Genomic DNA, 18,835 nt, shown 5'->3' with positions numbered 1-18,835 from the left:
TGCCGCTCCTGGCCGACTGGAGCCGAATCTGAAACCTGTTGAGACGCTATAGGGGGCAGCGTCGAATCCAATTCCGGTCAGAACGCAACCAGCTTGAATTTAAGTCGCTTCACATTCTTCGCCATCACTTCGTCGAGCGTCGCCATGCCCTTGGCCTTGGCATCCAGCGCGGCGGCGAGATGCAGGGAATCTCCGGCGCGCAGGCCTGAGGCGACATCCAGCGACAGGATCGCTGCGCGATGAAGGGTGGTGGCTTCCACCGGAAGCAGATACAGGTCGCCGGCGCACATGCGTTCGAATTGGCGCCGCGCGGTTTGCGCGACGACTTCGTCGATCTGGCCGGTGCGCTGCTTGATGCCGAGGGCGCTGGCGAACTCGGAGACGCACCATGCGGCGGAAACGAGTTGCTCGGCGCAAGCGGCATACCAGCGCGAAACGGCGCCGCTCTTGGCTTCCGGCGTGTGCAGCGCAACCGGCACGCTGGTATCGACGTAAAGCATCAGTAGCGCGCACCGCGCCGCAATTCGTCGATCACCGAACTTCCCGGCGGCATGGAATCGCGTGTCCTGGCGAGTTCCTGCGCAAACTGCTTGCGGTTCCAGCGGGCGGGACGCAGCGCAATTCCTCCATCCACGGTCAGGCCGGCTTCAATACTGTCGCCTTCCTTGATGCCGGCGCGGCGGGCGTAGTCGGCAGGAATGCGCAGGGCCAGGCTGTTGCCCCAGCGCGCGATATGCAGGTTCATCATGGCATCGTCGGATATACGGAGTCGTGTATCCACTGTAATCCCATTGGCCCGTAGCGCGAGACCTTTGCGCCCTGATGCTACGATTAAGTGATGGATACTGGATTGCATATCGAGCTGCCCGACTTTCTGGCGCGGGCGAATGCTACGCCGACGGTTCTTGCAGCGCCGGAGGCGCGTATGCGTTTTGTGCTGGGACTCGCGCGGGACAATCTCGCGGCGGGAGGTGGGCCGTTCGCGGCCGCAGTGTTCGAGCGCGACAGCGGCCGATTGCTGGCGGCGGGTGTCAATCGCGTGGTGGCGAGCCGCTGTTCCTCGGCGCACGCCGAGATCCTCGCCCTGTCGCTGGCGCAGGCGCGACTGGGCAGCCACGACCTCGGCGCTTCCGGGCTGCCCGCCTGCGAGCTGGTGACCAGCGCCGAGCCCTGCATGATGTGCCTGGGGGCGGTTCTCTGGTCCGGCGCACGCCACCTGGTGTGCGCGGCGCGCGGGGAGGATGTCGTCGCTCTGGGATTCGACGAAGGCCCGCGGCCGGCGAACTGGATCGATGAGCTGCAGGCACGCGGCATTTCGGTAGCGACCGACCTGCTGCGCGACGAGGCCTGCGCGATCTTGCGCAGCTACCACAAGGCCGGTGGACCGATATACAACGCGCGCCTGGGATGAGGGCGTTCTATGCCGCGCCGGCCTGGTCGGCGGCGTGGGTTCGCCAAGTCAGGGGTCTTTGAGCAATGGCTCACTTCTCCTCTCACTTCTGCTTCGAGGGCTCGATGAAGACGACCACTCCGAACGCCCCAACCGAGACAACCCGATCATTGACCGTGGTGTACGAAGCGACGCCCAGGGGATGGTAGGTGGAAACGAATGCGGTCAAGGCGCCCAGGCCAAGCACGGCAGCGATGGGGCTGCGCTCTCCCACTGCCTTCCTGATCTCCTCGCGGTGTTTTTCGGGCGAGGGATTCAGCGCGAACGCCAAGGCCACGACAATCAGTGCAACGACAGTGGATACGACGATGTTCTTGGGCACGGGAGTATCTCCAGAAGAGCCTGACGAATTGCGCGGCAAGCAAGGGTTGGCTTCGGGCTAGATTACCCCGCAAAGTCCGGCCTGGGTTCAACAGTTACATTGACGCGCTGCCCGCCGTAATCCGCTATCCTTTCACCCATGCAAGTCGTGCTCATCAGCGGCCTTTCCGGGTCCGGCAAATCCATTGCGCTCAACGTGCTGGAAGACGCCGGCTATTACTGCGTGGACAACCTGCCGGCGCCGCTGTTGTCGGATCTGGTCGAGCACCTGCGGCTGGAAGGGCACCGCATGGCCGCCGTGGCGGTGGACATGCGCGGCGGGTCGAGCATAGCGGCGCTGCCGCCGCAATTGCGCAAGCTGGAATCCGAGGGCGTCACGCTGCGTTTCGTGTTTCTCGATGCGCGCGACGACGTGCTGATCCAGCGCTTTTCCGAGACGCGCCGCCGCCATCCGCTGGCGACCGACGACGTGACGCTGGGGGAGGCCATCGCGCGCGAGCGCGAGGCGCTGGAAATGCTGGCTTCGCTCGGCCACCACATCGATACCAGCAACCTGCGGCCGAATGCGTTGCGCGCCTGCGTCAAGGAGTTCGCCGCGCTCGATGAGCGCGCCGGGCTGACGCTGCTGTTCCAGTCCTTCGGTTTCAAGAACGGCATTCCGCTCGACGCCGACCTGGTGTTCGACGTGCGCTGCCTGCCCAACCCGCATTACGACCCGGCGCTGCGGCCGCTGACCGGTCGCGACATCGAGGTGATCCGCTTCCTCGACGCGCAGCCCGAGGTGGCGCGCATGGAGGCCGACCTGCGCCGCTTCATCGGCGACTGGCTGCCGGCCTATATCCGCGACAACCGCTCCTATCTGACGGTGGGCATCGGCTGCACCGGCGGCCAGCACCGCTCGGTGTATCTGGCCGAAAGGCTTGCCGCGCATTTCCGCGATTCGGCCCGGGTGCTGGTGCGGCATCGCAGCCTGATCGAATGAATGAGCGGATTCCCGACCCGGCGCCGGGCCGCCCCAAGGCGGGTCCGTCTGGCCCCGGAGCGGGCGATGACCGCGAACCGCCGTCACCCCCTTTCCCGGAAAGGGGGCTGGGGGGAATGCACGCCGACTTGTTGCGCGAGCTGCTGGCGCATGCGACGGGCGACGGCCATCTGCCCTGGCGCCGGCTGCTGAAACCCGGCGACTGGCTGCTGCTGGTTTGCGCCGCGGCACTGGTGGCGGCCTCCTACCCCTTGCTGTGGCGCGGCGGCGTGGCGGACCGCGCCATCGTCAGGCGCGACGGCCAACTGGTGACCGAGCTGGCGCTGAACATTCCGCGCAAGTATGCGGTCGCCGGCGCCATCGGCACCACGGTGATCGAGGTGCAGCCCGGCCGCGCCCGCGTGCTGTCCGATCCCGGCCCGCGCCAGTACTGCGTGCAGCAGGGCTGGCTGACGCGAGCCAATGCGGTGGCGATCTGCGCGCCGAATCACGTCACGCTGCAGCTTGCGGGCCGCAGCGGCCAGAATGGCGCCTATGACACGCTCAACTATTGAGTTGCCGGTCACCGCCGACGATTACCGCATCGCGCGTTACGCGGCGGCGGCGATCGCGCTGACGGTCGCCGAGGCGGCGCTGCCGAGTCCGCTGCCGGGCATCAAGCCGGGCCTGGCCAACATCATCGTGCTGGTGGTGCTGACGCGCTACGGCTGGCACGATGCGGCCTGGGTCAGCCTGCTGCGCGTGGTGGCGGGCAGCCTGGTGATCGGCCAGTTCCTCGCCCCGGGCTTTTTTCTCGCGCTGGCCGGCGCCTTGTGCAGCCTCGGAGTGCTGGCGCTGGCGCAACACCTGCCGCCGCGCTTCTTCGGCCCGGTATCGGCCAGCGTGCTGGCGGCCTTCGCCCACATCGGCGGGCAGATTGCACTGGCGCGGGTCTGGCTGGTGCCGCATGACGGCGTGTTCTACCTGCTGCCGCTGTTCGCCACGGCGGCGCTGGTCTTCGGTACCATCAACGGGTTGGTGGCGGCGCGCTTATTGGCCATACCCGTGGCCGCAGCCGTGACCATCCCCGCCACGCCGCCTTCCGCGAAAGCCGCCTCATGATCATTCCCCTGTTTCCCCTGCAATCCGTGCTGTTTCCCGGCGGGCGGCTGCCGATGCGGATTTTCGAACAGCGCTACATGGACATGGCCAAGGTCTGCCTCAAGGAATCCGCCTCCTTCGGCATCTGCCTGATCGCCAAAGGCGAGGAAGTTGCCGTCGCCGGCCACAAGCCGGCCGAGCCGCACGCGGTGGGCACGCTGGCGCACATCGCCGACTGGGACATGCAGCAGCTCGGCGTGCTCGACATCGTCGCCCAGGGCGGCGAACGCTTTCGTTTGCAGCGGCACTGGGTGGAGGATTCCGGCCTGCTGCGCGGCGAGATCGAACTGATCGCGACGACGCCGGCGATCATGCCGATTCCCGGCGCCTACGCGCGGCTGGTGCCGCTGCTGCGCGCCATCGTCGAAGACATGGCGGCCGATGCGCCGCATGCGCCGGCCCTGCCGCACCGCTTCTTCGACGCCAGCTGGCTCGGCATGCGCTATGCCGAGGTGCTGCCGATCCCCAATGCGGCGAAGCAGAAGCTGCTGGAGATGGACGACAGCATCGACCGCCTGGAAATCATTTATCGCTTTCTCGAAAGCAAGGGCCTGCTGCCCGACGCGTGAAGCGCATCGAGGATGGTCCGGATCGGCGCCGGCAGCGCGGCGTCGGCGGTGGCGGCCAGGTCCAGCCACTGTCGGCCCGGTTCCATCGCGCAGTGATGCGGCTTCACGCGCAGCAGCAGCGGCGCGATGTGCAGGCGGAAATGGCTGAAGCCATGCACAAGAGTTGGCGCTGGCGACACGGCGATCACGCGGCAGCCGAAGCGCTGTTCGGCCCAGGCTTCTGCGTCGGCGCCTGGCGGTAATTCCGGCAGCGACAGCAGTCCGCCCCAGATGCCGGTCGGCGGCCGGGTTTCCAGCAGCACGCGAGCGCCGTCCTGCAGCACCAGCAGCGTGGCATGGCGCAGCGGAATCTCGCGGCGCGGCTTCGGTGTCGGCAGTTCGGCGGTGCGGCCGCTGGCGCGGGCAACGCAGATGTCATTGAGCGGGCAGGCCTCGCAGCGCGGCTTGGTCCGGGTGCAGACCATGGCGCCGAGATCCATCTGCGCCTGGTTGTAGATCGCGCCCTGACGCGCCGGCATCAACTCCGCGGCCAGCGCCCACAGACGCTTGTCCACCGCGCTGCTGGCGGGCTGGCCTTCGATGCCGCAGGCGCGGCACAGCACGCGCTTGACGTTGCCGTCGAGAATCGGCGCGTGGGCGCCGAAGCAGAAAGTGGCGATCGAGTTGGCGGTGGAGCGGCCGATGCCGGGCAGTTCCGCGATGACATCCGGATCGTGCGGAAACTTGCCGCCGTGCCGGCCCATCACCGCCTGGGCACAGGCGTGCAGGTTGCGCGCGCGGGCGTAGTAGCCGAGTCCGCTCCACAGCGCCATGACTTCCTCGACCGGCGCCGCGGCAAGCGCGGCGAGCCGCGGAAAGCGCTCGAGAAAACGCAGGTAGTAGGGAATCACGGTCGCCACCTGGGTCTGCTGCAGCATGATTTCCGACAGCCAGACGCGGTAGGGATCGGTGGTGTTCTGCCACGGCAGGTCGTGCCGGCCGTGGCGCTTGTGCCAGGCGATCAGGCGTTGCGCAAATCCGTTCAAGCCGTCATTTACCCGGGACGGGCCTGACGCGGCTTGCCGCCAGCTTGGCGCGCGTCCGCGCCTCGTCGGTGGTCTCGGCATTCGCCACCGCGACGCCCATGCGGCGCTTCTTGAAACTCTCGGGCTTGCCGAACAGGCGCAGGTCGGATTCGGGCACCTGCAGCGCATCGGCGACGCCTTCGAAGGCTATGCCCTTTTCCTCCAGGCCGCCGTAGATCACCGCCGAGGCGCCGGGACGGCGCAGGCTGGTGTCGACCGGCAGGCCGAGAATGGCGCGTGCATGCAGTTCGAATTCGGACAGGCGTTGCGTCGCCAGCGTCACCAGGCCCGTATCGTGCGGCCGCGGGCTGACCTCGGAGAACCAGACCTGGTCGCCCTTTATGAACAGTTCGACGCCGAAGATGCCGCGCCCGCCGAGGTTGCCGGTGATGGCACGGGCGATCTCGCGCGATTTCTGCAGCGCGGTTGGGGTCATGGCCATCGGCTGCCAGCTCTCGACGTAATCGCCATTGACCTGGACGTGGCCGATCGGATCGCAGAAGAAGGTTTCGACCTCGCCAGAGGCACCATTGCTTGAATCGACGCCGCCGGCGCCGAGTGCGCGCACCGTCAATTGCGTGATCTCGTAGTCGAAATCGATGAAGCCCTCGACGATCACCCGACCGGCGCCGACGCGGCCCGCAGCCTGCGAGTAATCCCAGGCTTGCTGCACGTCGGTCGCCGATTTCAGCAGCGACTGGCCCTTGCCCGAGGACGACATGACCGGCTTGACCACGCAGGGATAACCGATCCCTCCGTCCGCATTTCCGTCGATTGCGGCCTGCAGCTCGGCCAGCGAGTCGGCGAACTTGTAGGGCGAAGTCGGCAGGCCGAGTTCCTCGGCGGCGAGGCGGCGTATCCCTTCACGGTTCATGGTCAATTGCGCGGCGCGGGCGGTCGGAATGAATTCCGGAAAATGTCCGGCCACGCCGTCGCGCTCGATCTCGACCAGGGTCGCCGTGGCGATGGCCTCGATCTCGGGCACCACGAGCTGCGGCTTTTCCTTTTCGATCACCGCGCGCAGCGCGGCGCCGTCGGTCATGGTCACGACATGGCTGCGATGCGCGACCTGCATGCCCGGCGCGTCGGCGTAGCGATCGACGCCGATCACCTCGCAACCCAGGCGCTGCAATGCGATAATCACTTCCTTGCCCAGTTCGCCGCAACCCAGCAGCATCACGCGCGTGGCGGACGGAGACAGAGGAGTGCCGATACGTTTTACGATGCCCATCAGGTGCTCCCGATAAATTGATGTTCCCCCGATTTTAGAGCCTGCCGACGAGTAGCCCAATGAACCAGCCGTTTTCATACAGTTTCGACCCACGCAGCCTGCGCGATGCCCTGGGTGACTTCGCCACCGGCGTCGCCGTGGTCACCGCGCGCAGCGCCGACGGCCAGCCGGTCGGCGTCACCATCAACTCCTTCGCCTCGGTTTCGCTCGAGCCGCCGCTGGTGCTGTGGAGCCTGGGCCTGCACTCGCCCTCGCTGGCGGTCTTCGAATCCTGCAGTCATTATTCGGTCAATGTCCTCGCCGCCGACCAGATGGAATTCTCGCAGCGCTTCGCGCAGTCGCAGAGCGACAAGTTCGCCGGCATCGAACTGAAAGTTGGCGCTGGCGACACGCCGCTGCTGCCCGGCTGCTGCGCCTGGTTCGAGTGCCGCAATGAACTGCGCTATCCGGGCGGCGACCACTTGATTCTGGTCGGTTATGTCGAGCGCTTCGAACGCCAGGCCAAGCCGCCGCTGATCTTTCATGGCGGACGCTACCGCAGCCTCGCTTGACGGCGCATCAATCCTCCTCGCGCGCCGGCTGGATCGCCGTCGTCGCCACGATCTGCATCTGGACCGGCTTTATCCTCGTCACGCGGGCCGGCGGCAAGGGCGTGCTGACCGGCTGGGATGTCACCGCGCTGCGCTTCGGCGTCGGCGCGTTGATCGCGCTGTTCTTCCTGCATCGCGTGAGCCTGCCGCCGCTCAAGGTGATTGCGCTGTTCTCGCTGTTCGGCGGCATCGGCTATGCGGTCGCGGTGTATTCGGCCTTTCGCCTGGCGCCGGCGGCCCATGCTTCGGTGCTGATGCCGGGCGCGCTGCCCTTCGCGACCGCGGTGATTGCCTGGCTGTGGCTCAAGCAGGCGCCCTCGCGGCCGCAGCGCATCGCGCTGGCGCTGGTGTTTGCCGGCATCGTGCTGACGGCCGCCGATACGCTGCTATACGGCGCGCAGATCAGCGGCATGCAGGTGGTCGGCGACCTGCTGTTCCTCTGCGGTTCCTCGTCATGGGCGACCTTCACCCTGTTGTTGCGCCGCTATCCGGTCTCGCCGCTGACGGCGACGGTGAGCACGACGCTGGGCAGTGCCGTGGTTTATCTGCCGATCTGGTGGTTGTTGCTGCCGAGCACCCTGGACCAGGCGCCGCTGGCCGAAATCCTGATGCAGTCCGTGTATCAGGGGGTGCTGGTGGTGTTCGTCGCCATGCTGCTGTACACGCGGGCGGTGCGCCATCTGGGGCCGCAGGCCGTGGCCCTGCTGATGGCGGTCGTGCCCGGCCTGTCCGCGCTGGCGGCGGTGCCGGTGCTCGATGAGCCCTTGTCGCTGCTGGCACTGGCCGGCCTGGCCGCAGTCACGGCCGGCGCAGTGCTGGGGGCGCGACAGGCGCCGAAGGCGATCTAGCCGGCCTCAGTGGGCCTGCGGATTCCAGGAGAACAGGTGGCGCAGGCTGGTGCTGATCGTCGTCAGACCTGAATGGGCAGCGCCGGCCAGCAGATGGCCGTAGGTGCTCACTTTCGCGAAGAACAAGCCTTGAAGGCGTTGTAGTTCGGCAGTACGCAATTGGCGGGCTTCCTTGTCGATGGTGGCCAAATTGAGGGGGAGCATGATGACTTCCTTTTAATGGTGCGGCGCAACACCGCATGCCTCCAATGTAATTACATATTGATATGAATACAATATCTAATTAAGGAACAACATTGATGAATATTATTCCATAATAGCTTATGGATCGCGCTGCTCAGATGACCGCCTTTGTCCGTGCCGTGGAAACCGGCGGGTTTTCTGCTGCAGCGCGGGAAATGGGACTGACGCCATCGGCCCTGTCCAAGCTGGTGACCCGGCTTGAGGATCGTCTCGGCGCCCGGCTGCTGCAGCGGACCACGCGCCGCCTGCAACTGACTGCCGAGGGCGAGGCCTTCTACGCCCGCGCCCGGCCGATACTTGCCGCCATGGACGAAGCCGAGGCGGAGGTTGCCGAAGCCGGCGCCAGTCCGCGCGGGATGCTGCGCCTATACAGCGGCTCCACCTTCGGCACGCATCAACTGGCACCCGCGATCCCGCGCTTCCTCGAACTGCATCCGGCGGTCGAGATCGACATCACCATCAGCGATCAGCCTCTGGGGGCGATGCAGGAGGGGGTGGACCTGGCGATCCGCATCGGCCCGCTGGTCGAATCCTCGCTGGTGGCGCGCCGCATCTGCAACCTGGAACGGGTGATCTGCGCCTCGCCCAGTTACCTGGAGCGGCACGGCCGGCCGCGCACCCCGGACGACCTGCAGCAGCACAATTGCCTGTGGATCACCAGCCTGCCTGCCCTGCGCCGCTGGCCCTTCGATACCGACGACGGCATCCGCGTGGTGCATGTGGACGGCAATGTCGTCACCAACAATGCCGAGACCGTGCTGCAACTGGCCCTGGCCGGGGTCGGCATCACGCGCCTGTCCGACGTCGTGGTCGCCGAATCGATTCGCCAAGGCACGCTGGTGCCGATACTTGCCGACTGGCACCACGTCGAGCCGGTGCCGCTGTTTGCCACTTATCCCAGCGGTCGCAATCTTTCGCCCAAGGTGCGCGCGATGGTGGATTTCCTGGTCGCCGAATTCGGCAGCGCGCCCTGGCGCCAGGCTCGTGCGTGAACCTCGAATTTCCATGAAAGTGATCCCATGGCTACCCTGATCCTGCATCCCGGCAAGGAGAAATCCGTCCTGCGCCGCCACCCCTGGCTGTTCTCCGGCGCCGTCGCGCAACTCGACGGCCGCGCCCGGCCGGGCGATACGGTCGATGTCGTCTCGCATGACGGCCGGCCGCTGGCGCGCGCGGCCTGGAGTCCGGCCTCGCAGATCCGCGCCCGGATCTGGAGCTTCGATGCCGCGGAAACCATCGACCACGCCTTCTTCAAGCGCCGCATCGCCGCCGCCGTGGCGCGGCGCGCGGCGCTGCCGGAACTGGCCGGGCAGCAGGGCCTGCGCCTGGTGCATGCCGAATCCGACGGCCTGCCCGGCGTCATCGCCGATCGCTACGGCGACACCGTGGTGGTGCAGCTGACCACGGCGGGCGCCGACAAGTGGCGGGCCGCCATCGCCGACTCCCTGCACAAGGCCACCGGCTGCGCGCGCATTTACGAGCGCTCGGACGTCGAGGTGCGCAAGCTAGAAGGTCTCGAAGCCGTGACCGGCTGGATTCAGGGCGAGGCTGCCGGGGAAGAGCTGATCATCGAAGAGAACGGCGTGCGCATGACGGTCGACTATGTCGGCGGCCACAAGACCGGCTTCTACCTCGACCAGCGCGAAAACCGCCGCCGCGTCGCCGAACTGGCGCGCGACCGGCGCGTGCTCAACTGCTTCTGCTACACCGCCGGATTCTCGCTGCAGGCGCTGGCCGGCGGCGCGCGCGAGGTGGTATCGATGGACAGTTCCGGCCCGGCGCTGGCCACCGCCCAGCGCAACCTCGCGCTCAATCCGCAGCTCGATCCGGCGCGCGCGATCTGGCGCGAGGCCGACGTCTTCGCCGAACTGCGCAATCTGCGCGCGAGCGGCGAGAACTACGACCTGATCATCCTCGATCCGCCCAAGTTCGCCCACACCGCCGCGCATGCCGATCGCGCCGCACGCGCCTACAAGGACATCAACCTGACAGCCATGCGCCTGCTGGCGCCGGGCGGACTGCTGATGACCTATTCGTGTTCGGGGGGCGTTTCGGCCGAACTGTTCCAGAAGATCGTCGCCGGCGCCGCGCTCGACGTTGGCTCATCTACCCACCGGCGAGCGCGCATCGTGCAGCGCCTGCAGGGCGCCGCCGACCACCCGGTGGACCTGGCCTTCCCCGAGGGCGAATACCTCAAGGGCCTGCTGTTGCAGCTTGATTGATGGCGCGGCCTGTGGTCTGATAGCGCCCCCATGCGTCGCGTACTGAATCCTTTCCTGGCCTTGTTGCTCTCGCTGCTGCTGCTCGGCAGCCAGCAGGCCGCGCTCGCCCACATGCTGGGCCATGCCGTGGCGCCGGCTGCGCAGGCGGCCACGCAACTGGCAACTGAAGTCGCGCAAGGTCAGGACGCCGAGCACGGCGCGGCGCTGGTGCTGTCGCATGTATGCACCACCTGCATCGCCTTCGCCGCTGCCGACCTGGCGCCGCCGGCGCCGGTCCTGCCCCTGGCGTTCGCCGCGGACAGCGCGCCTACGCATGCGGTCGCCGTGGCGCCAGCGCCAACTCTTGCCTTCCTTGCGGCGTTTCGCAGCCGCGCCCCGCCCCCGCTCTAAAGCCTCTTGACGTTGTCCTGCGCCGCCGGCCCCAGCCGCGCGGCGCTCTTTGTCATTTGCTCTGGAGCAATCATGAATCGCCCATCCATTTCCATGCTGGCCGCCTGCGGCGTGCTGGCAAGTTTTTCGGCAGCGGCCGCCGATGCCGAGCTGCAAGCCCTGCGCGAGGAAGTCGCGCAGATGAGAAAGTCCTACGAACAGCGCATCCATGCCCTCGAACAGCGCCTCGCCGATACCGCTCGGCAGGCCGAGAGCGCCGCCGGCCAGGCCCAGGCGGCCCAGGCAGCGAGCCGCCCGCCCGCGGTCGCCAACGCCTTCAATCCGGAAGTCTCGCTGATCCTGTCCGGCATGTACAACAACACTTCGCAGGACCCGCGCCAGGATCCGACCGGAGCCGCCGGGCGCGAGCGCCGCATCCAGGGCCTGCTGCCCGCGGGCGGTGAATTGAATCCCGAGGCGCGCGCCTGGAACCTGGGCGAATCGGAGCTGGCGATCAGCGCCAACATCGATCCGCATTTTCGCGGCACCTTCCTCGCGACGATTTCGCCGGCCAACGAAATCGGCGTCGAGGAAGCGCACATCCAGACCCTGGGTCTCGGCAACGGTCTCGGCATCAAGGCCGGGCGCTTCTTTTCCAGCATCGGCTATGCCAACGAACAGCACCCGCACGCCTGGGACTTTTCCGATGCGGCGCTGCCCTACCAGGCTTTCTTCGGTCCGCAGCTGAGCTACGACGGCGTGCAATTGAAGTGGCTGGCGCCGACCGATCTGTTCGTCGAACTGGGCGCCGAGTTCGGCCGCGCCCGCAGCTTTCCGGCCAGCGAGAGCAACAAGAACGGCCTGATGTCGGGCAGCGTTTTTGCCCATGTCGGTGGCGACGTGGGCGTGGCCCACAGCTGGCGCGCCGGCGCCTCGTTGTTCGCCAGCAAGCCGCGCGAGCGGACCTATGAAGACGTCGACAGTAGCAACACCTCGGTGACCAACAGCTTTTCCGGCACAAGCAATACGACGGTACTGGATTTTCTCTGGAAGTGGTCACCCGAGGGCAACGCCAGGGATGCCGGCTTCAAATTCCAGAGCGAGTGGTTCCGCCGCCGCGAAGCGGGCGAGCTGACTTATGACACGACGGCGGCCAGTCTCGGCACCGCCACCGACAGCTTCCGTTCCGCGCAGACCGGCTTCTACGCACAGGGCATTTGGCAGTTCATGCCGCGCTGGCGGGCAGGCTACCGCTACGACCAGCTTTCCGCGGCGACGCTGGCCATCGGACTGGTGGACAACGCGACGCTGGCCGCTGCCGACCTGCCGATATTGCAGAGCTTCAAGCCGAAGCGGCACACCGCGATGCTGGATTTCTCGCCCTCCGAGTTTTCGCGCGTCCGCTTTCAGGTCGCCCGCGACCAGACCCGTCCCGGCCTTGCCGACAACCAGGTCTGGCTGCACTACATCATGAGTCTTGGCGCCCACGGCGCCCACAAATTCTAGGAAGCCTTCATCATGAAACGTCTGATTCTCGTTCTGCTCGCGCTGGCGGCCATGCCCGCCGCGGCGGCACTCAAGGTCTTCGCCACGGTGCCCGAATGGGGCGCCCTGGCGCAAGAAATCGGCGGCGACCAGGTCCAGGTGTTCACCGCCACCACGGCCCTGCAGGACCCGCACCGGATCGAGGCGCGGCCCTCGCTGATCGCCCGCGCCCGCAGCGCCGATCTGCTCATCGCCACCGGCGCCGACCTGGAAGTCGGCTGGCTCCCGGCGATTCAGCGCGAATCCGGCAACAGCCGCATCCAGTCCGGGCAGGGCGGCTATTTCGAAGCGGCGCGCTACGTCGCGATGCAGGACATCCCGGCGCGGCTGGACCGGGCCGACGGCGATGTCCATGCCGCCGGCAATCCGCATATCCAGACCGATCCGCGCAACATCCTGAAGGTCGGCGCGGCCCTGGCGCAACGCATGAAGGAACTCGACCCTGCCCAGGCCGCGGCCTACGATAGCCGCTGGCGCGCCTTCAGCGAGCGCTGGCGCGCCAGCCTGGCGCGCTGGGAGAAGGCGGCCGCGCCACTCAGGGGCGTGGCGGTGGTGACCCAGCACAAGGCCTGGGTCTACCTGTTCGACTGGCTGGGCATGCGCGAGGTCGCCACGCTGGAAGCCAAGCCGGGCCTCGAATCGACCTTGGCGCATCTCTCGCAGGTCCGCGAGCAGGCCGCTGTCAGTCGTCCGCGCATGGTGATACGGGCCGCATACAACTCCGCGCGCCCCGCCGAGTGGTTGTCCGCCGAAGCCAAACTGCCGATCGTCGTGCTGCCCTTCACCGTCGGCGGCACGCCGCAGGCGAAGGATCTGACCAGCTTGTTCGACGACACCCTGGCGCGCCTGCTGGCGGTCAAATGAAGCTACAAGAAACGTTTGATCCGCAGATTTCGCCGATTGACGCAGATGGATCAGGGCGCTGGCCACTCTGCTGTTCTCTCTGCGTAATCTGCGTCATCTGCGGATTGAACCGAGGTAATTAGTCACTAAGCGGCCAAGTCATGACGAATCCTGCGAAGAATTTCGAGCGAAGCGAGCCAATCTGTCGCCTCCCCGTGAGGGGGCGAGGCGGGAATTCGCGACGCATGCGTCGCGCCGCCGCCGCCGGCTGGCTGTGCAAAGCCAGCCGTGGGCCGCGCAGCGGAAGGGAGGGGCGGGCCTTCAATTTGCTTTTCCGGCCAAGCATCAAGATACTTCATCGAAGCCTTCCCTGTTTGGTTCCGGCTTGGCCGGCTTAGGATGAACACACTCGACTGGACCCTGCTCGCCATCCCCTTTGCTGCCGGCCTGCTGGTGCTGGCGACGCACGTCGTGCTGGGCATCGACGTGCTGCGGCGGGGCATCATTTTCATCGACCTGGCGATCGCGCAAGTGGCGGGCCTGGGCGTCGTCGCCGCCAGCCTGACCGATCTCGACGCCCTGCTGCATGGCTTCGGGCCGCCCGGCCTCGGCGCCCAACTCGCCGCCGCGCTGGCCGCCGGTGCCGGTGCGCTGCTGCTGACCTGGTGCGAGCGGCGCTGGCCGGACATTCAGGAAGCGCTGATCGGCCTCGTCTTCGTCTTCGCCGCGGCCGCTGGCATCCTGCTGCTGGCGCGTCACCCGCACGGCGGCGAACATCTGCGCGACCTGCTGGCCGGGCAGCTGCTCTGGGTCAGCTGGCAACAACTGCTGCCGGTGGCGGTGCTCTACCTCGGCGTCCTGGCCTTGTGGTTCGGCCCTGCGCAACGCTGGCCGCGGCTGGGTTTCTACCTGTTGTTCGCCGTCACGGTGACGGCCTCGGTGCAGCTGGTCGGCGTCCTGCTGGTGTTCGCCAGCCTGATCGCGCCGGCCGTGGCGACCCGCGCCCTCGACGGCGGGCGCCGCGTCGTCAGCGGCTACCTGGTGGGCGCAGCGGCCTACGCCGCGGGTCTCGGTCTTTCGCTATATGCCGATCTGCCGGCCGGGGCGACTGTGGTTTCTTGTCTCTGCCTGGCCGCATTTGCCGGGTTGCTCCTCTTCAAGCGCCGAAGTGGCGCGTTATACTGACCGGTCTTCAACAAAGGCAGCGCCGATATTGCCCAAGAGCAGTGGCAGACGAAGACGAAGACGATTTGATGTCCCTCGATTTCACGGTGCCCGGCGCGTTCGATACGCAGCCGGCAGAGCCTGCTGCACCTGAAATTCCTGCACCGCCAGCCGAACCGGCCCCGCCGCCGCGGCGTGCGTTATTGCCGCCGGCGCTGGCCGAGGCCGCCGAGATGTATGCCGCGGGGCAGGAACTCGATGCCATGCGCCGTCTGGAGGCCGCGCTCAAGAGCGGCGAAGGCCTCGGCGAGGCCGCGCTGCGCGCCTGGGGAGGGCTGTTCGACCTGCTGCAAGTGCTCGGCCGCCGTCCGGCGTTCGACGCCCTTGCCCTGACCTTCGCGCGGCGCTTCGAGAAGTCGCCGCCGGCCTGGAGTGCCCCGGCCGAGGAGGAGCACACGGCTGCCGAAACCACCGGCGGGCGCGCCCACGTTTCCCTCAGCGGGGTGCTGAATGCGCGTGTCGGCGAAGTCCTCAAGCAGACCATGAAGCTGGCCGCGACCAGCACCCTGGTGCGCATGGACCTGGCCAAGCTGGTCGATGCCGACAACGACGGCGCCACGCTGCTGCTGCGCGGGATTGCCGCCCTGAAGCGGGCCAAGAAGGAATTCGTATTCGGCAGTCCCGAGCATCTGGCGCAGATCCTGGCGGCGAAGCTGGTGCCGGGCGAACGCAGCAACGAATCGATGTGGCTGCTGTTGCTGGAGTTGTATCAGCAGGCATTTCGCCAGGACGAGTTCGAGGAAGCGGCGGTCAACTACGCGATCACCTTCGAGGTATCGCCGCCCTCGTGGGAAGCGCTGCCGGCGCACGCCGAGGAAGCACCGCGGCCCGAGAGCACGCCGCCGCACAAGGCCGAAGGCTTTACCCTGAGCGGCCAGTTGCTGGGCGCCACCGCGGCCGACTTCGCGCCGCTGGAAGCCGCGCTGGCCGGCCGCGAGGAATTCGATATCGATGCGCGCCACCTGGTGCGCATCGATGCCGCCAGCGCCAGGCATTTGCTCGAAGTGCTGACGAGTCTCCACGCCAAGGGCAAGACGCTGCGCATTTCCGGCTTGAGCACCCTGGTCGCGGCCTATCTGGAGACGCTCGGATTCTCCGATGTCGCCGAGTTGCGCGCCCGCGTCATTTGATGATTTTCCGCTGAGGAATTCCATGGAGCAATATCACGGCACCACCATCCTCTCCGTGCGCCGCGGCAGCAGCGTCGCGCTCGGCGGCGACGGCCAGGTCACCTTGGGCAACATCGTGGTCAAGGCCACCGCGCGCAAGGTGCGGCGGCTCTACAACGAGCAGATCCTGGCCGGATTCGCCGGCGGCACGGCGGATGCCTTCACCTTGTTCGAACGCTTCGAGGCCAAGCTGGAGCAGTACCAGGGCAACCTGCTGCGCGCCGCCGTCGAGCTGGCCAAGGACTGGCGCACCGACCGCGCGCTGCGCCGGCTGGAAGCCATGCTTTCGGTCGCCGACAGCGAGCATTCGCTGATCATCACCGGCAACGGCGACGTGCTGGAGCCCGAATACGGCATCGTCGCCATCGGCAGCGGCGGCGCCTACGCGCAGTCCGCGGCGCGCGCACTGCTGGAGAACACGGAACTTGCGCCGGCGGAAATAGTCAAGAAGTCGCTGGAGATCGCCGGCGATCTTTGCATCTACACCAACCAGAACCACACGATCGAAGTTCTCGAATGATCGAGAACTTCGATCGCGGCAACAAGGCCCGCCCCCTCCCATCCGCTATGCGGCCCACGGCTGGCTTTGCACAGCCAGCCGGCTGCGGCGGCGCGACGCATGCGTCGCGAATTCCCGCCTCGCCCCCCTCGCGGGGGAGGCGACTGGTTTGCTCGCTGCGCTCGTTTTCGGTGGGTGCTCTTATTGGATGTTTCGCACGTAAATGACCCAGATGACTCCCGCGGAAATCGTTTCCGAACTCGACAAGAACATCGTCGGCCAGTCGCGCGCCAAGCGCGCCGTGGCGATCGCCCTGCGCAACCGCTGGCGCCGCATGCAGGTCGCCGAACCGCTGCGCACCGAGATCACGCCGAAGAACATCCTGATGATCGGTCCCACCGGCGTCGGCAAGACCGAAATCGCGCGGCGCCTGGCGCGGCTGGCCAATGCGCCCTTCATCAAGATCGAGGCGACCAAGTTCACCGAGGTCGGCTACGTCGGCCGCGACGTCGACACCATCATCCGCGACCTGGCCGAGACCGCGATCAAGAACGCGCGCGAGGATGCCATGCGCATCGTGCGCGACCGCGCCATGGACGCCGCAGAGGATCGCGTGCTGGACGTGTTGCTGCCGCCCGCAAGAGTTGGTGCTGGCGACACGGCGAGCGAGGATTCCAGCACGCGGCAGAAGTTCCGCAAGAAGCTGCGCGAAGGCGAACTCGACGACAAGGAAATCGAGATCGAAGTCGCCGCGCCCCAGGCCAGCATGGAAATCTTCGCCCCGCCCGGCATGGAGGATCTGACCCAGCAGATCCAGGGCATGTTCCAGAACATCGGCGGCGGCAAGAAGCGGCAGCGCAAGATGAAGATCGCCGATGCCCTGAAGTCGCTGGCCGACGAGGAGGCCGCGCGCCTGATCAACGACGAGGAAGTCAAGACCGCGGCGCTGAAGAACGTCGAGCAGAACGGCATCGTGTTTCTCGACGAAATAGACAAGATCGCCTCGCGCTCCGAGGCCCACGGCGCCGAGGTCTCGCGCCAGGGCGTGCAGCGCGACCTGCTGCCGCTGGTCGAAGGCACCACCGTGTCGACCAAGTACGGCATGATCAAGACCGACCACATCCTGTTCATCGCCAGCGGCGCCTTCCACATCGCCAAGCCTTCGGACCTGATACCCGAACTGCAGGGCCGCTTCCCGATTCGCGTCGAGCTGGATTCCTTGTCCGTCGATGACTTCGAGCGCATCCTGACCCAGACCGATGCCTGCCTGACGCGGCAGTACCAGGCCTTGCTGGCGACCGAAGAAGTCGGCCTGGAGTTCGCCGCGGACGGCATCAAGCGCCTGGCCGAGATCGCCTTCCAGGTGAATGAAAAAACCGAGAACATCGGCGCGCGCCGGCTCTACACCGTGATGGAAAAACTGCTCGAGGAAATCTCTTTCGACGCCGGCAAGCGCAGCGGTGAAAAGCTGGTCATCGACGGCGCCTACGTCGATGCCAAGCTCGGCGAACTGGCGAAGAACGAAGACCTGTCGCGCTACGTGCTCTGAACCCGATGCTGGAGAGAATCCTCGGCATCGTCTTCCCGATCTACGCGGTGGTTGCGGTCGGCTACGCCTACGGCCGTTGGAAGAAGCCCGACATGGCTTTCGCCAACCAGCTCAACATGGACATCTTCGTCCCTGCGCTGGTGTTCGCCGCACTGGCCTCGAAGTCCTTCGACATCGCGCAGAACCTGCCGCTGCTGCTCGGCGCCACCGCGGTGGTGCTCGGCACCGGACTCATGGCCTGGCCGGTGGCGCGCATGATGGGTGTCGCGACCAACACCTTCGTGCCGCCGATGATGTTCAAGAATTCCGGCAACATGGGCCTGCCGCTGGCGGTGCTGGCCTTCGGCGAGGCGGCGCTGCCGGCCGCCGTGGTGCTGTTCTTCGTCGAGAACTTCCTGCACTACTCGCTGGGCACCTGGATGCTCGACCACCGCGCCAGGCTGTGGAATCTGTGGCGGGTGCCGGTGATCGCCGCGGCGCTGGCCGGGCTGGCCGTCAGCCTGCTGAAGTTTCCGCTGTGGCAACCGCTGTGGCTGGGCGTCAAGCTGCTCGGCGACGTGTCGATTCCGCTGCTGCTGTTCTCGCTCGGCGTGCGTCTTACCGACAGCCGTCATGCCGACTGGAAGATCAGCCTGATCGGCGCCATCACCTCGCCGCTGGCCGGCGTGTTGGTGGCGCTGCTGATGAACCTCGCGCTGGGCCTCACCGGGCGCGACGCGGCCATGCTGATCCTGTTCGGCGCCTTGCCGCCGGCCGTGCTGAATTACATATTCGCCGAGCGCTACCACCAGGAGCCCGAGCGTGTCGCCTCGATGGTGCTGATCGGCAACATGGCGTCGCTGGCGATCATTCCGCTGACCCTGGCCTGGGTCTTGCATTGATTCGAGAGTCCGGGCGCATCCGCGTTCTTGCGCCGGGAACCGCCGATTAACCGAGTCGGTCAGACTTGCGAATGCTGGTACGATTCCATATGAAGC

General features: G+C 66.7%; 23 protein-coding genes. 17 read left to right on the top strand and 6 right to left on the bottom strand.

All coding sequences use genetic code 11. The features are described 5' to 3' along the window. Positions 1-77: 77 nt before the first annotated feature. Both RMO95_RS11880 and RMO95_RS11875 read right to left on the bottom strand, forming a co-directional pair. A complete protein-coding gene (locus tag RMO95_RS11880; RefSeq protein WP_310450847.1) occupies positions 78-500 on the bottom strand; it encodes a type II toxin-antitoxin system VapC family toxin in 423 nt (140 codons plus the stop codon). Next, positions 500-781, bottom strand: coding sequence for an AbrB/MazE/SpoVT family DNA-binding domain-containing protein (locus tag RMO95_RS11875; RefSeq protein WP_310450846.1), 282 nt, complete (start codon positions 779-781; stop codon positions 500-502). The genes RMO95_RS11880 and RMO95_RS11875 overlap by 1 nt, the downstream gene beginning before the upstream one ends. 57 nt (positions 782-838) lie before the next feature. Here RMO95_RS11875 and RMO95_RS11870 point away from each other — a divergent pair, with 57 nt between their 5' ends. Further along, complete coding sequence (locus RMO95_RS11870) at positions 839-1,411, top strand: nucleoside deaminase (protein WP_310450845.1); 573 nt, start codon at positions 839-841, stop codon at positions 1,409-1,411. A gap of 82 nt (positions 1,412-1,493) precedes the next feature. On the opposite strand, the gene RMO95_RS11865 is transcribed toward RMO95_RS11870, so the two are convergent. Further along, the gene (locus RMO95_RS11865) at positions 1,494-1,772 is read right to left on the bottom strand and encodes a hypothetical protein (protein ID WP_310450844.1); all 279 of its coding nucleotides are present in this window, start codon (positions 1,770-1,772) and stop codon (positions 1,494-1,496) included. Positions 1,773-1,910: 138 nt separating this feature from the next. On the opposite strand from RMO95_RS11865, the gene rapZ reads away from it, so the two are divergent. The 4 genes from rapZ to RMO95_RS11845 all read left to right on the top strand — a co-directional run bounded on the left by rapZ (position 1,911) and on the right by RMO95_RS11845 (position 4,462). After that, a complete protein-coding gene (gene rapZ / locus RMO95_RS11860) occupies positions 1,911-2,753 on the top strand; it encodes an RNase adapter RapZ (protein ID WP_310450843.1) in 843 nt (280 codons plus the stop codon). 116 nt (positions 2,754-2,869) lie between these two features. Beyond that, complete coding sequence (locus RMO95_RS11855; protein ID WP_310450842.1) at positions 2,870-3,307, top strand: NusG domain II-containing protein; 438 nt, start codon at positions 2,870-2,872, stop codon at positions 3,305-3,307. Then, positions 3,288-3,854 (top strand): Gx transporter family protein, encoded by a 567-nt coding sequence (locus tag RMO95_RS11850; protein ID WP_310450841.1) that lies wholly within the window; start codon positions 3,288-3,290, stop codon positions 3,852-3,854. Before RMO95_RS11855 ends, RMO95_RS11850 begins: the two co-directional genes overlap by 20 nt. Beyond that, complete coding sequence (locus RMO95_RS11845; protein ID WP_310450840.1) at positions 3,851-4,462, top strand: LON peptidase substrate-binding domain-containing protein; 612 nt, start codon at positions 3,851-3,853, stop codon at positions 4,460-4,462. The genes RMO95_RS11850 and RMO95_RS11845 overlap by 4 nt, the downstream gene beginning before the upstream one ends. Here RMO95_RS11845 and mutY read toward each other — a convergent pair. Further along, on the bottom strand, positions 4,420-5,487 hold the full coding sequence (mutY, locus tag RMO95_RS11840) for an A/G-specific adenine glycosylase (RefSeq protein ID WP_310450839.1): 1,068 nt from the start codon (positions 5,485-5,487) through the stop codon (positions 4,420-4,422). The genes RMO95_RS11845 and mutY overlap by 43 nt on opposite strands. 4 nt (positions 5,488-5,491) lie before the next feature. Next, positions 5,492-6,757: a formate-dependent phosphoribosylglycinamide formyltransferase gene (purT, locus tag RMO95_RS11835; protein ID WP_310450838.1), complete on the bottom strand. Its 1,266-nt coding sequence runs from the start codon at positions 6,755-6,757 to the stop codon at positions 5,492-5,494. A 59-nt stretch (positions 6,758-6,816) separates the two neighbouring features. Between purT and RMO95_RS11830 the strand changes: the two genes are divergently transcribed. Both RMO95_RS11830 and RMO95_RS11825 read left to right on the top strand, forming a co-directional pair. After that, the gene (locus RMO95_RS11830; RefSeq protein ID WP_310450837.1) at positions 6,817-7,308 is read left to right on the top strand and encodes a flavin reductase family protein; all 492 of its coding nucleotides are present in this window, start codon (positions 6,817-6,819) and stop codon (positions 7,306-7,308) included. Further along, positions 7,305-8,195, top strand: a complete 891-nt coding sequence (locus RMO95_RS11825; RefSeq protein ID WP_310450836.1) for a DMT family transporter — start codon at positions 7,305-7,307, stop codon at positions 8,193-8,195. Before RMO95_RS11830 ends, RMO95_RS11825 begins: the two co-directional genes overlap by 4 nt. Before the next feature lie 6 nt (positions 8,196-8,201). Here RMO95_RS11825 and RMO95_RS11820 read toward each other — a convergent pair whose 3' ends face one another. After that, entirely contained in the window at positions 8,202-8,399 is a 198-nt protein-coding gene (locus tag RMO95_RS11820; RefSeq protein WP_310450835.1) for a hypothetical protein, read from the bottom strand. Positions 8,400-8,536: 137 nt separating this feature from the next. On the opposite strand from RMO95_RS11820, the gene RMO95_RS11815 reads away from it, so the two are divergent. From RMO95_RS11815 to RMO95_RS11770, 10 genes are all read left to right on the top strand, one after another. Further along, positions 8,537-9,430: a LysR family transcriptional regulator gene (locus tag RMO95_RS11815; RefSeq protein ID WP_310450834.1), complete on the top strand. Its 894-nt coding sequence runs from the start codon at positions 8,537-8,539 to the stop codon at positions 9,428-9,430. Positions 9,431-9,457: 27 nt separating this feature from the next. Continuing rightward, positions 9,458-10,660 (top strand): class I SAM-dependent methyltransferase, encoded by a 1,203-nt coding sequence (locus RMO95_RS11810; protein ID WP_310450833.1) that lies wholly within the window; start codon positions 9,458-9,460, stop codon positions 10,658-10,660. Between the two features lie 30 nt (positions 10,661-10,690). After that, positions 10,691-11,050 (top strand): hypothetical protein, encoded by a 360-nt coding sequence (locus RMO95_RS11805; RefSeq protein WP_310450832.1) that lies wholly within the window; start codon positions 10,691-10,693, stop codon positions 11,048-11,050. 72 nt (positions 11,051-11,122) lie between these two features. Next, positions 11,123-12,535 (top strand): TonB-dependent receptor, encoded by a 1,413-nt coding sequence (locus tag RMO95_RS11800; RefSeq protein WP_310450831.1) that lies wholly within the window; start codon positions 11,123-11,125, stop codon positions 12,533-12,535. A 12-nt stretch (positions 12,536-12,547) separates the two neighbouring features. Further along, on the top strand, positions 12,548-13,438 hold the full coding sequence (locus RMO95_RS11795; protein WP_310450830.1) for a metal ABC transporter substrate-binding protein: 891 nt from the start codon (positions 12,548-12,550) through the stop codon (positions 13,436-13,438). Positions 13,439-13,816: 378 nt separating this feature from the next. After that, positions 13,817-14,602 (top strand): metal ABC transporter permease, encoded by a 786-nt coding sequence (locus RMO95_RS11790; RefSeq protein ID WP_310450829.1) that lies wholly within the window; start codon positions 13,817-13,819, stop codon positions 14,600-14,602. A 68-nt stretch (positions 14,603-14,670) separates the two neighbouring features. Then, complete coding sequence (locus RMO95_RS11785; RefSeq protein ID WP_310450828.1) at positions 14,671-15,771, top strand: STAS domain-containing protein; 1,101 nt, start codon at positions 14,671-14,673, stop codon at positions 15,769-15,771. 22 nt (positions 15,772-15,793) lie between these two features. Beyond that, entirely contained in the window at positions 15,794-16,330 is a 537-nt protein-coding gene (hslV, locus tag RMO95_RS11780) for an ATP-dependent protease subunit HslV (protein WP_310450827.1), read from the top strand. 202 nt (positions 16,331-16,532) lie between these two features. Further along, positions 16,533-17,858 (top strand): ATP-dependent protease ATPase subunit HslU, encoded by a 1,326-nt coding sequence (gene hslU, locus RMO95_RS11775; RefSeq protein WP_310450826.1) that lies wholly within the window; start codon positions 16,533-16,535, stop codon positions 17,856-17,858. 5 nt (positions 17,859-17,863) lie between these two features. After that, positions 17,864-18,739 (top strand): AEC family transporter, encoded by an 876-nt coding sequence (locus RMO95_RS11770; RefSeq protein ID WP_310450825.1) that lies wholly within the window; start codon positions 17,864-17,866, stop codon positions 18,737-18,739. Positions 18,740-18,835: the final 96 nt, after the last annotated feature.

It is taken from the genome of Sulfuritalea sp. (assembly GCF_031426875.1).
Classification (GTDB): Bacteria; Pseudomonadota; Gammaproteobacteria; order Burkholderiales; family Rhodocyclaceae; genus Sulfuritalea.
Note: the sequence above shows the minus strand (reverse complement) of the source record. Positions and strands in the feature narration are given on the sequence as shown.